Source organism: Alloyangia mangrovi, assembly GCF_002300555.2.
GTDB classification, from domain to species: domain Bacteria; phylum Pseudomonadota; class Alphaproteobacteria; order Rhodobacterales; family Rhodobacteraceae; genus Salipiger; species Salipiger mangrovi.
The window spans coordinates 47,120-59,635 of record NZ_NTHN02000003.1 but is presented as its reverse complement, the minus strand read 5'-3'; the positions used below and the strand labels follow the sequence as shown (position 1 = coordinate 59,635).

Sequence of the window (12,516 nt, the reverse complement as noted above, 5' to 3'; positions counted from 1 at the left end):
CACTCAGCGCACCACCATGACCGAGACCTTGGCCCGGGCGGCGATGGTGCCGCCGTTCGAGGGCCAGAAATGATCGGCGATGCCCGGGATGTGGCTTGCCATGACAACGAGGTCGGCGCCGGTCTCGGCGACGGCCTTGACCAGCGCTGGATCGAGATCCACCGCCGGGTCATGGGTGATGACCGGATGCGCCCCTGCCGTTACCCCGGCAGCCAGCCCCTGCGCCTTGGCAAAATCGGCAAGCCTCTCGCCGTATTCCTCCGGCGTATGCGCGATCGCCGATGGCGTCGCCGCGGTGACTCCGACGTAGACGAGCTGCGCCCCGTAGTGCGCGGCAAGGTCTCCGGCCACGTTCAGCGCTTTTGCGAGACGATCCACATGCGTGAGATCGACCGGCACCATGATCCTGGTGAACATGGGTCCCTCCGTCTTGGGCGGCCCGGATCTTCCGGACCTGCGAGATTGTAGCCTCGGAAGCCGCCTCGGACCTCGGCCCGGCAGTTTCCAAGAAACGCGACCCCTCTCGCGGGGGCTCCCCCGCGCCGGCATCGCCGGGCCGCGCCAAGCGCAACCCTCAAGACAGCGGCATTCCGCTGACAGGGGTGGACCTAGGGCACGATTGCGTGAGGTAAAGGCGCCGGTCTCCAGAAAGTTCTGCCATGTCCTCGCTCGGACCCGGCGCGACGGCATGACGCGCATGGGCACAAGGCCACTTGACCGGCGTGGAGGGAATGCTACTCAGGCGCCACGGTGGGCCTGTAGCTCAATTGGTTAGAGCAGGGCGCTCATAACGCCTTGGTTGCGGGTTCAAGTCCTGCCGGGCCTACCAAAACACCCAAATATTTCATCGCGATGACTATCGGAGTGAGCCCTGCTGCGAAGACGGCAGCCACCCCGATGACCCCGGACACCGGCAATTCGCGCCGCGTCGCGGTGAGGCGTCTCGGTCCCGCGGGGCGGGTCACCTGATGGCGGCCTGGCACCGCCACCTTTGCGCCTTCTGCAGTTTACCGAATATTCACCAACACCCAGTTATCTCTTTGACAAGAGGATGGGCTTGGGACCGCCGGAGCCCTCCTCATTGGAAAGAGCCTTCGCACGCATAGGAGTCGGGCGCGCCCGGCAGGAGATAGCACCGGGGCACCTCCGCCCCCCTGACGGTGCCGCAGTTCCATTGGTCTTGGGTCATGAGTACAGGCTACAGACGTGAAATCGACGGGTTGCGCGCCTTCGCGGTGCTCCCGGTGATCTTGTTCCACGCCGGTCTCGGGATATTCCCGGGTGGTTTCACCGGTGTCGATGTCTTCTTCGTCATTTCCGGCTACCTGATCGGTGGCATCCTGATCCGCGAGCTGCAAGAGGGACGGTTTTCGATCATCGGCTTCTACGAACGGCGCGCGCGCCGGATACTCCCGGCCCTCGCGCTGGTGATGCTTTGCTGCATTCCCTTCGCCTGGGCCTGGATGCTGCCGCTCGAGATGAAGGATTTCGCGCAAAGCGTCGCCGCCGCCGCGCTCTCGGTCTCGAACCTACTGTTCTGGCTCGAGGCAGACTATTTCGACAGTGCCGCCGAGCTTAAGCCGCTGCTGCACAGCTGGAGCCTCGGGGTCGAGGAGCAGTTCTACCTCCTCCTTCCCCCCGCGCTGCTGCTACTCTGGCGCTGGCCGATGCGGCGCAGGATGGCGGTGATCGCGCTGGTCGCGCTCGGCAGCCTTGCGCTCTGCATGGCCATGGTGCGCGGCAGCCCCGCCGCCGCCTTCTACCTCCTGCCGTTCCGCGCCTGGGAGCTGCTCGCCGGCACGCTCTGCGCGCTCTGGCACCTCCGCAACGGGCAGCGCGGCAACGGCCCGCTTGCCGCACTGGGGCTCGGGGCAATCGTCGCCTCGGTCCTGGTCTTCGACACGTCCACCCCCTTCCCCTCCGCCTATGCGCTGCTGCCAGTGACGGGGAGCTGCCTCGTGTTGCTTTTCGCCACCCCCGAGGGCTGGGCAGGCCGCCTTCTGACCCTCGCGCCTGTGGTGGGGATCGGGCTGATCAGCTATTCCGCCTATCTCTGGCACCAGCCGCTGCTCGCGTTCGGCCGCCTCTACAGCCTCGAGGCGCCGACGCAGGGCAGCCTCCTGGCCATCGCCGCCGCCAGCCTGCCGCTGGCGTACCTGAGCTGGCGCTTCGTCGAACAGCCGTTCCGCAGGCGCGGTCCCGGCGCGCTCTTGCCCGGCCGGGCCGCGGTTCTGTCGCTCAGCGCCGCGCTCATCGTCGCGGCGGTGGTCTTCGGCGCACTCGGCCATGTCAGGGGCGGCATGCCGGGCCGCTACACCGCCGAGCAGCAGGCCTTCCTCAAGCTCCACGAGTGGCCGCGCCGCTGCCTCTTCACCCGCCTCGATCCGCTGCCGGTTCTGCCGGTGCCCGCCTGCCGCTTCCTCCCTGCAACGGGTCACATCAAGGGCCGCGTCGCACTGGTCGGCGACAGCGTGATGAGCTCGATCAGCCCGGCAGCGATCCGCTATCTCACCGCCGAGGGATACATGGTCGAGCAGTTCACCCACTCGCATTGCACCCTCAATCGCGCGCACCACGTCAACGATATCGACGCCGTCCCCTGTCCCGCCTTCATCTCCCGGGTGACCGACTACATCGCGGCGCAGGGCTTCGATCTGGTGATCAGCGCCGGAGCCTTTCAAAACAAGCTGGCGCAAGGGAAACTCTCCTTTGTCCGGACCGACGGCGCGACCGCGACAACCGACAGTTTCGGAAGGGACTTCGCGCAGACCGCCGCCGCGACCGGAACCCGGCTGTTGCTGATCGAGCCGCACCCGCGACCGGAGGTCGACATCCGTGACCGCGCCGTCCGCCAGATGCGCACCCATGGCAGCCGAACCGACTATACGATGGGTCGCGCGGCCTTCGTCGCACAGGTGTCCGAGATCCGCGCCCTGCTTGAACAGAGCCTGCCGGAGGACAGCCTGACGGTCGATCCCGGAGAGGGCTTCTGCAGCGGCGATCTTTGCCACTTCGTGCACGCGGGCGTGCCGCTGCTCTCGGACCGGACCCATTTCACCGACAAGGGCGCGCAATATGCGCTCATGCCACTGCTCGAGACGGTACTGAAAGATTCGGGCTACTGACCGCCGCCCTGCCCGGGTCCGCCCTTGCGAGTGCTGCGGGCCTCTGGTTTCAAAGCCGCCGCCGTCACCGCCCGGCGCACCTGAGAAGTGACGCCCTGCTCCATGAAGCCAGGGTGACCGTCACGAAAGGCGTCCACCTATGATGGACCCGCCGCGCCACCCCTCACTCCCCGCAAATTGAAAGGCACCCGCAGGAGTGCGCCTGTCCCGGCCCCGTGACCGCAGGCAAGCCGAGTCGCACCGGGCCATCACAGTCGCCTTCGCGACAGAGCGCCGGAAGATATGTCGCGACGCCGACACTCGCGCGGTTCCGCTCAACAATCCCGTCGTCTCAGGGCGGATTTGACCCATTTCGGTCACAGTTCAATCACAGTTTTTCCCCGGCCTGCATCTAACAATCAGTTAACCAAGAACGCCCAAGCCAGCCTCTCCGGCACCGCAAGGCGTCGAGCAGTTTGCGTCAGTGAGAAAGGGTACCCCATGCCGGATCGCCTCGATCGTCACCCGAAGATGAACACCTCTTTTCTTGGGGTTCTCGGCCTCGTCCTGGTCACCGCCACCGCCGCGGCAATCTTCGGCGTCCGCTGGCAGGCGCAGGAATACCAGGTGCAACTTCAGCGCGAACTCGGTCTGCGCGGCGCGCAGGCGCTGGCGCAGACCTTCAACAAGGCGATCAGCCGGGAATGGGACTCGCTGCGTGCCGTCGCCGCCCGGACCTCCTATGCCGAGCCAGCCGAGATGCAGGACTTCGCCAATGCCGTGGTGCGCGCAGGCGGACAGATTGCGTGGGTCGGCTTCGCCTCGGCCGACGGGGTGGTCATCGCCGGCTCCCGCGGCGAGCGCCTTGGCCAGGACGTCTCGCAGCGCAACTGGTTCCGGGCCGGCTTCAGCGGCGAGACCGTCGGCACGGCCTATACCAAGAACGAGGGCACCGACGCGGAAATCAGCCTCATCAACCTGTCGATGCCGGTGAAGGACAGCTTCGGCAACACCCAGGCGGTCGCGGTCTACAGCGTGCGCATTTCCTGGGTGGCCGACTACATGGCCGAGGCGGCGCATGAGCTCGAGCTCAGCGCGCTCATCCGCGACCGCAAGGGGCAGACGCTGGTCGACACACGCCCCGAGGCCGGAAGCGACCTGCCCGCCCGCGTCGAGGGCTTGATCCTTGCCGGTCGCCCCGATGCCGACCGCACGCGGCTGCATCGCAGCGACGCCGGGCACCTTTACGCGGTTCTCCCGAACTTCACGCTCAACACCATGCCCGGCTTCGGCTGGACCCTGATCGTCGATGTCCGCGAGGACAGCTTCGGCGCCGCCTTCCCGCAGTTCGTGAAGCACATCAACATGATCCTCGCGGCCGTCGGGTTGAGCGTCCTGATCGCGACGCTGCTGCTTTTCCACTACCTCACCCGCCCGTTCCAGCGCCTTATCCGCGCGGCGACGGCGCTGGCGGATGGCCAGATGGTCTATCCCCGCGAAGAGCAGAGCACCCGCGAGAGCATGCTCCTGTCGGCGGTGCTGGCGCGGCTGCAGACGCAGATCCAGTCGATGCGCGCCAAGCCCTAGGCCCCCTAGGCCCGGCGCACAGCAAGACCCCGGATCAGGCGCAGCGTTCGGTCGCTGCGCCTTTTTCCTGTCCGAGCACCTCTGCGGCGATCTCAAAACTGCGCAGGCGCGCGGCGGGATCGTGGATCATCCCGGTAAGGATCAGCTCGTCCGGCTGGTAGCGCGCGATCAGCGCCTCGAGCTCCTCTCCGACCTTGTCGCGATCCCCTGCCGCCGAGACACGCAGCGCCGAGTTGGCCGCGGCGAGATAGCGCGGATCTGTCTGCGCCGAGATGTCGGCCACCGGCCGCGGCAGCCGCCCCGGGCGCCCGGTGCGCAGGTTGATGAAGGCCTGCTGTTGCGAACTCTTCAGCCGGATCGCCTCTTCGGTGGTCTCTGCCGCCCAGACGTTGGCGGCCAGCATGAAGCGCGGCTCCCGGGTGATGCCGGGCTGGAACCGGGTCCGGTAGACCTCGATGGCCTGTTCGAGCGCATCAGGCGCAAAATGCGAGGCGAAGGCATAGGGCAGCCCGAGATGCGCCGCTAGCTGCGCGCCATAGAGCGAGGAGCCCAGCATCCAGACCGGCACATGGGTGCCCTCGCCCGGCACGGCAATTACCGACTGGGTCTCGTCAGCTTCCTGGAAGTAGCCCAGCAGTTCGATCACGTCCTCGGGAAAGCGGTCGGCGGCGGTGCTCATGTTCCGGCGCAGCGCCATCGCGGTCACCTGGTCCGATCCCGGCGCGCGGCCGAGACCCAGGTCGATGCGCCCCGGGAACAGCGTCTCGAGCGTGCCGAACTGCTCGGCGATGACCAGCGGCGCGTGGTTGGGCAGCATGATGCCGCCAGCGCCGACGCGAATGGTCTTGGTCTCTGCAGCCACCTGCCCGATCACCACCGCCGTCGCCGCCGAGGCGATACCGCGCATGTTGTGATGCTCGGCGAGCCAGTAGCGCTGGTACCCCCAATCCTCGGCGTGGCGCGCCAGATCGAGCGTGTTGGCCAGCGCCTGCGCCGGGGTGCTGCCCTCGGGCACCGGCGAGAGATCAAGAAGGCTGAAGGGAATGCGGGTCATGCGGCACCTCTAGGTCGTGTTGGTGCCAGATATAGGAGCCGCATCCCCGCAGGGTCACCCTGCGCAGACGCACAAAGCAACGCTTCGCCTGTGCGCCTGCACAAACAGGCTCAGCGCGCTGCCATGCGGATCGCCCCGTCGAGGCGGATCACCTCGCCGTTCAGCATCGGGTTCTCGACGATATGCTGCACCAGCGCGGCGTATTCCGACGGGTTGCCGAGCCGCGCCGGGAAGGGCACCTGCTGGCCCAGGCTGTCCTGCACCTCCTGCGGCAGCCCCTGCATCATCGGCGTCAGGAACAGCCCCGGCGCGATGGCACAGACACGGATCCCCAGCGAGGCCAGATCGCGCGCCATGGGCAGGGTCATCCCCACCACGCCGCCCTTCGAGGCCGCATAGGCCACCTGCCCCACCTGCCCCTCGTAGGCCGCGACAGAGGCGGTGTTGACGATCACCCCGCGGTTGCCGTCCGCATCGGGGGGGCTCGTTCTTTGCCATGAGCGCCGCCGCCTGCGAGGCGAGGTTGAAGGTTCCGGTCAGGTTGATTGCGATGGTCCGGGCAAAGACTGTGGGGTCATGCGGCTCCCCGCGCGAGACGGTCTTGGCGCCCGGCGCGACGCCCGCGCAGCTCACCGCCACATGCAGCGCGCCCTCGGCCTCCATCACCTCGGCCAGCGCGGCGGAGATGCTCGCCGGGTCGGTCACATCGGTCTCGACGAACCGCCCGCCAATCTCCTGCGCCGTCACCGGTCCGCGCTCGGCATCCTTGTCGAGCAGCGTCACCTTTGCGCCAAGTCCTGCCAGCCGCGCCGCCGTCGCCGCACCGAGCCCCGAGGCTCCGCCCGACACCACGGCCACCGTTGTTGCACCGATCTGCATGATACTCCTCCCGAATTATCCTCGGGGCGGAGTTGAACCGCAGGTCCTGCGCCCCGTCCAGCGCAGCGGCGCGGAACGTTGCGTCAGGGCGGGCTCAGGCGGGGGGAATGCGCTCCGCCGCGTCGAGCACCGGCGTTCCGAGCGCGCCGTAAAGGATCATCACCACGGCCCGGCTTGGCGCTTCGCGCAGCGCCTCGCCCAGCTCTGCCACAGTCGAGGAGACCATGCGCTGCCCCTCCTTGCTGACATTCTCGGCCATCAGCGCGGGGGTCTCGGGCGGCATGCCGGCGGCGATCAGCCGCTCGGCCAGCTTCGAGAAGGTGCGCCGACCCATGTAGAGGCAGGTCACCGCCTCGGGATCCGCCAGCGCCGCCATGTTCATCTCTTCGGGCAAGGCGCCGGTGACATCATGGCCGGTGACGAATTGCAGGCGGCGCGCGGTGAGACGGCGGGTCAGCGGCATCGCTGCCGCCGCGGCAGCGGCCGAGGCGGACGTCACACCCGGCACCACCTCGAAGGGGATCCCCGCCTCGGTCACCGCGGCGATCTCTTCCTCGAGCCGGCCGAAGATGCCCGCATCACCGGACTTCAGACGCACCACGTGCTGGCCGGCCAGTGCGTGCTGGACCAGCAGCGCGCTGACGAATTCCTGTTTTGGCGAGGGGCAGCCCGCCCGCTTCCCGACCGCGACCATCTCGGTGCCCTCGGCGCAGAGATCGAGGATCGGCCCGGAGGCGAGATCGTCGTAAAGCACCGCATCTGCCTTTTGCAGGCACTTAAGCGCCCGCACGGTCAGCAGGTCGGGATCCCCGGGACCGGAAGAGACGAAACTGACAAAACCGGACATGGGGCCTCCGTGGGCGGTCTAAGCGGTGCGCCACGTTGCTACGCCGCAGAAGAGCGCGGTGCAAGCCGGGCTCAAATGCAAACGCCCCGCACCTTCCGGCACGGGGCGTCGCTATCTCGACCTGGGTCAGCAGATCACAGGCGCGAAGCCACGTTTTCCCAGTTCACCAGGTTGTCGAGGAAGTTCGCCAGGTAGGCAGGACGCTTGTTGCGGAAGTCGATGTAGTAGGAGTGCTCCCACACGTCGCAGCCGAGCAGCGCGGTCTGGCCGAAGCACAGCGGGTTCACGCCGTTCTCGGTCTTGGTGATCTTCAGGCCACCGTCGGTGTCCTTGACCAGCCAGGCCCAGCCCGAGCCGAACTGGCCGGCGCCGGCCGCGGCGAAGTCTTCCTTGAACTTGTCGAAGGTGCCGAAGGACTCGACGATTGCCTTTTCCAGCTCACCCGGCAGAGCGTTCTCGCCCGGGCCCATCATTTCCCAGAACTGGGTGTGGTTCCAGTGCTGCGAGGCGTTGTTGAAGATGCCGTTCTGGGCAACCGCACCGGCCTGGTAGGTGCCTTTGACGATCTCTTCGAGCGACTTGCCGGCCCATTCGGTCCCCTCGACCAGCTTGTTCAGCGTGGTGACATAGGCGTTGTGGTGCAGGTCGTGGTGATACTCCAGCGTTTCCTTGGACATGCCCTTGGACGCGAGTGCATCGTGAGCATAGGGAAGATCGGGAAGTTCGAAGGACATATGCGTTTCCTTTCGCCTGTCGGTGAGTTTGCCAGTATTCCTAGACCTGCCATCGGCGAGGTCAAGCGAAGTATGGTGTACCATTGCACTCAGGGCTGTGCGGAGAGCTCCTCGAGCGCCTGCGCCTCGCATCGACCAACCGCCTGAAAGACCGAATCAAATCCCGCCGGGATGGCGGTTACAGTGGCCCTGCCGCTCGCCTTCTCGATGCTGGCGCGGTAGAGCATCTTGCGGGTCTGCTGCGCGTTCAAGCCCACGGGATAATTCCAGGTGAAACTGATCCGAGCGGGGCTCTCGGAGGCACGCTTGCCCGTCACCGGCAGCCCTGCGTTGTGAAACAGCGCGATGGGATCCGAGACCACCACCCGCCCGGTTTCGGGGTCATGGGCAATGAACAGGATCGGCGGCACCCAGCGCTGGCTGTAGGGCACGTCGATCTGGCACAGGTAGCCCACCGCCTGCTTGGAAACGAACTGGCCGGCAATAGGTTCCTCCACCGCAAGCAAGAGGCGCTCAGGCACCGATCCCGCCACCCCCGGAGCCGCCTGCAGGGCAACAAGACCCAGGCAAAGGGCAACGGACTGCGCAAATACTCTCATCCGGTGGCCCCTTCCTGAAACATCGCCGTTGCCGACGCTACGGGGGCCCGCCTCCGGGCGCAATGCGGGGCCGCTCAGAAATATTCGAAATCCGGAGCATTCCGCGCCGCCCCACTCAGCAGCCTGAAGGCATAGTCCGCCACGGAGCGGAAGCAGAAGACCTCGGCTCGCTCCTCCGACAGCACGTAGATCGCCGCAGCGGCCTGGGCGATGCGGGTGCGGCGCAGGCTACCGGCGCGGAATGCCGCGGGCGAGACGTCGGCGGGCGTCAGCCGCGCCAGCGCCTCGCGCATCTGCGAGCCCTCGATCTTCAGCCGCACGCGCATGTCCGAAACGTCCTGCACCAGCGCGAACACGCCCTGCCCGTCAAGCTCGGCCTGCAGCCTTGGCGCCGCGCTACGGGGCTCGCCATAGGGCATGAGGAGCAAGAGCTCGTCCGGCGACATCCACAGCAGCGCGCGGGTGTCGCTGCCGCTGGCCTGCCAGACGCCCGGCACCGGCACGCCCGCCAACGCTTCGACCGGCCCGGTGAAGGCGGGATCGGAGAGGTCCCCGCGCAGCGCGATCATCCCCGTCGGCCCCGCGTCCCGCACCGTCAGCGCACCTTCGGAAATGGCGCCCATCAGCGGGCTCACCGGCTCAAGCATCGACTCAGGCATCGTTTCTTGCCCCCTCGGGATCGTAGAAGACCGGATCGACGATCGTGGCCTTCAAGGTGGTCTTGGCCTCGTCCGCCGCATCGTAGTCGTCGGTGGTGAAGGTCAGTTCCTCGCCCATGCGCCGCGGCCCGTCCAGCACCAGGGCCATGGCGATGCCCCGGCCGAGCGTCGGCGAGAAATAGGATGAGGTCACCCGACCCTGCGTGTTGCGCTGGCCGTTGGCATTCCTGCCCGGTGCGAGGGCGAGCGCGCCGCTTGGCAGCACACCGCCGTCGGGCGTCTCGAGGCCCACCAGCTTCCAGCGCTTCGGGTCGGCCATGTGCACCCGCTCCTGCGCGCGCTTGCCAAGGAAGTCATCCTTCTTCTTCGAGATCGCCCAGCCAAGGTTCAGGTCCTGCGGGATCACCGTGCCGTCAGTCTCGTCGCCGATCATGATGAAGCCCTTTTCGGCGCGCATTACGTGAAGCGCCTCGGTGCCGTAAGGGGTCACGTCCCATTCGGCGCCGAGTTCCAGCAGCTTGCCCCAGAAGGCTCGGCCCAGATGCGCCGGCACCCCCACCTCGAAGCTCAACTCGCCCGAGAAGGAGATACGGTAGACCCGCGCCGGGAAGCCGCCGAGGGTGCCCTCGGCGAAGGTCATGAAAGGCAGCGCCTCCTTCGAGACGTCCATGCCGCCGAGCTTTTCCAGGAGCCTGCGCGCCTCGGGGCCGACCACCGCGACCTGCGCGTATTGCTCGGTTACGTTGGCGGTGTAGACTCGCCAGTCAACCCACTCACATTGCAGCCAATCTTCCATGTGAGCATGGATGCGCTCGGCACCGCCCGTGGTGGTGTGGCAAAGCCAAGTGTCCTCGGCGAGCCGTACAACTACGCCGTCATCGATCAGGAAGCCGTTCTCGCTGCACATCAGCCCGTAGCGACATTTTCCGATGGGCAGCGTGCTCATCATGTTGGTGTAGAGCATGTCGAGAAACTTGCCCGCATCCGGCCCCTTCACGACGATCTTGCCCAGCGTCGAGGCGTCGAGCAGGCCGAGGCTCCGGCGGGTGGCGAGGATCTCGCGGTTCACCGCCATCTCGGTGGTCTCGCCAGGGCGGCGGTAGCAATAGGGCCTGCGCCACTGCCCCACCGGCTCCCACACCGCGCCATTGGCATCGTGCCAGGCGTCCATCGGCGTGCGGCGCAGCGGCTGGAACAGCTCGCCTCGCGCCTCGCCGGTGATCGCCCCGAAGGAGATCGGCGTGTAGGGCGGCCGGAAAGTGGTGGTTCCGACTTGCGGGATTGCCTCACTCAACGCATCAGAAAGCACCGCAAGACCATTGATATTGCTCAACTTACCCTGATCTGTCGCCATGCCGAGCGTGGTGTAGCGCTTGGCATGTTCGACGCTCTCGTAGCCTTCTCGTGCGGCGAGCTGAAGGTCGGAGACCTTCACGTCGTTCTGATAGTCGAGGAAGGCCTTCATCCGCAGATCCGGCGTCGCCTTGGCTGGCACGATCCACAGAGGCATGAGCGCGGCCTCGGGTTCGGTCTCCCCTCGCGGCGCCACAATTTCGCCAACTTCACAGCCAACTTTAAGGGCGGCATTTTTCCCTGCCTTTACGGCATCGTCCAGGGCATTCCTCAGCGTCAACTCACCATTGGCCGAACCTGCCGGGACGACCATGGGCAAGCCATCTGCGCCAGTCGGCGCGCGCGAGACATCGGGGCGGAAGAAAGCCCCCGCCTCATCCCAGCGCAGCCTGCCGCCGCAATGGGACCAGAGGTGAACCACCGGCGACCAGCCGCCCGCCATGGCCACCGCGTCGCAGGGGATGTCCTCGAGCACATTGCCCATCCCGTCGGCGAGGCAGCTGTGCACCGTCCGCACCCGCTTGCCGCCACTGACCTTGGCAATGGCGCGACCGGGATCGACGCGGATGCCCAGCTCGCGCACGCGCTCCATCAGCTTGCCGCCGCCCATGGGTCGCGCATCGAGCACCCGAACAACCTCGACCCCGGCATCGTGCAGCACCAGCGCGGTGCGATAGCCATCGTCGTTGTTGGTGACCAGCACCACCTTCTGGCCGGGCGTGACACCGTAGTTGACCACGTAATCGCGCATCGCCGAGGCCAGCATCACCCCCGGCACGTCGTTTCCGGCAAAGCTCAGCGGGCGTTCGATGGCACCGGTGGCCGCGACGATCTGCTTCGCACGGATGCGCCAGAGCCGGTGGCGCGGGCCGATGGTGCCCGGTGCGTGGTCGGTCAGCCGCTCGTAGCCCAGCACGTAGCCGTGGTCCTGCACCGCCGCGCCCATGCAGCGCGCGACGCGGCGCAAGTTGGGCAGTGCGTCGAGTTCCTCCAAGGTCGTTTCGATCCAGGCCTCGGGCGTCGTCCCGTCAATCGTGCCGCCGTCCACCGGCGCGCGCCCACCCCAATGGGCGGTCTGCTCGATCAGCAGCACCTGCGCCCCCGATTCCGCCGCAACCTTCGCCGCCAGCAACCCGGCGACGCCACCGCCAACCACCAGCACGTCCACATGCGCGTGGAAATGCTCGTAGCTGTCGGAATCGCGGCTTTCCGGGTGCGGTGCCTTGCCGAGCCCCGCCGCGCGGCGGATGAACGGCTCGTAGAGATGCTTCCAGAAAGCGCGCGGCCAGAGGAAGGTCTTGTAGTAGAAGCCCGCCGGCAGGAAGCGCGCCAGCGCCGCATTCACTGCGCCGACGTCCTGCTCGAGGCTCGGCCAGCGGTTCTGGCTTTCGGCGGTGAGACCGTCGAAGAGTTCGGTGGTGGTGGCGCGCTGGTTCGGCTCGAAGCGCGGCCCCCTGCCGAGCCCCACCAGGGCATTCGGTTCCTCGGCGCCCGAGGCGACCACCCCGCGCGGGCGGTGGTACTTGAAGCTGCGCCCGACAAGCAGGTGGTCGTTGGCGATCAGCGCCGAGGCGAGCGTGTCGCCGGGATAGGCGCTCATCGCCACGCCATCAAAGGTGAAACGGATCTTGCGGGACCGGTCGAGAAAACGGCCGCCCTTGGCCAGACGGGTGCTCATCTGCTGGACCTCGCGCACGTAT

Annotated in this window: 9 protein-coding genes, 1 tRNA gene and 1 pseudogene; 3 read left to right on the top strand and 8 right to left on the bottom strand. The window is 67.0% G+C overall.

All coding sequences use genetic code 11. The features are described from left to right. Positions 1-3: 3 nt before the first annotated feature. On the bottom strand, positions 4-417 hold the full coding sequence (locus tag CLG85_RS02630) for a universal stress protein (RefSeq protein WP_095882010.1): 414 nt from the start codon (positions 415-417) through the stop codon (positions 4-6). A 335-nt stretch (positions 418-752) separates the two neighbouring features. Here CLG85_RS02630 and CLG85_RS02625 point away from each other — a divergent pair. From CLG85_RS02625 to CLG85_RS02615, 3 genes are all read left to right on the top strand, one after another. Beyond that, positions 753-829: transfer RNA gene (locus CLG85_RS02625), tRNA-Ile, on the top strand. Between the two features lie 358 nt (positions 830-1,187). After that, positions 1,188-3,125 (top strand): acyltransferase family protein, encoded by a 1,938-nt coding sequence (locus tag CLG85_RS02620; RefSeq protein ID WP_141244527.1) that lies wholly within the window; start codon positions 1,188-1,190, stop codon positions 3,123-3,125. Between the two features lie 480 nt (positions 3,126-3,605). Further along, entirely contained in the window at positions 3,606-4,691 is a 1,086-nt protein-coding gene (locus CLG85_RS02615; protein ID WP_095882012.1) for a cache domain-containing protein, read from the top strand. A 34-nt stretch (positions 4,692-4,725) separates the two neighbouring features. On the opposite strand, the gene CLG85_RS02610 is transcribed toward CLG85_RS02615, so the two are convergent. The 7 genes and pseudogenes from CLG85_RS02610 to CLG85_RS02580 form a co-directional block, all read right to left on the bottom strand. After that, positions 4,726-5,745 carry an LLM class flavin-dependent oxidoreductase gene (locus tag CLG85_RS02610; protein ID WP_095882013.1) on the bottom strand — a complete coding sequence of 340 codons (1,020 nt, stop codon included), beginning with the start codon at positions 5,743-5,745 and terminating at the stop codon, positions 4,726-4,728. A gap of 110 nt (positions 5,746-5,855) precedes the next feature. After that, a pseudogene (locus CLG85_RS02605) lies at positions 5,856-6,624 on the bottom strand (SDR family NAD(P)-dependent oxidoreductase). 94 nt (positions 6,625-6,718) lie between these two features. Continuing rightward, positions 6,719-7,471 (bottom strand): uroporphyrinogen-III C-methyltransferase, encoded by a 753-nt coding sequence (gene cobA / locus CLG85_RS02600; RefSeq protein WP_095882015.1) that lies wholly within the window; start codon positions 7,469-7,471, stop codon positions 6,719-6,721. 134 nt (positions 7,472-7,605) lie between these two features. Then, positions 7,606-8,205: a superoxide dismutase gene (locus CLG85_RS02595; RefSeq protein ID WP_095882016.1), complete on the bottom strand. Its 600-nt coding sequence runs from the start codon at positions 8,203-8,205 to the stop codon at positions 7,606-7,608. 89 nt (positions 8,206-8,294) lie between these two features. Further along, a complete protein-coding gene (locus CLG85_RS02590; RefSeq protein WP_141244528.1) occupies positions 8,295-8,726 on the bottom strand; it encodes a hypothetical protein in 432 nt (143 codons plus the stop codon). Between the two features lie 152 nt (positions 8,727-8,878). Then, a complete protein-coding gene (locus tag CLG85_RS02585) occupies positions 8,879-9,463 on the bottom strand; it encodes a sarcosine oxidase subunit gamma (RefSeq protein ID WP_095882018.1) in 585 nt (194 codons plus the stop codon). Beyond that, a complete protein-coding gene (locus CLG85_RS02580) occupies positions 9,456-12,494 on the bottom strand; it encodes a sarcosine oxidase subunit alpha family protein (RefSeq protein WP_095882019.1) in 3,039 nt (1,012 codons plus the stop codon). Before CLG85_RS02580 ends, CLG85_RS02585 begins: the two co-directional genes overlap by 8 nt. Positions 12,495-12,516: the final 22 nt, after the last annotated feature.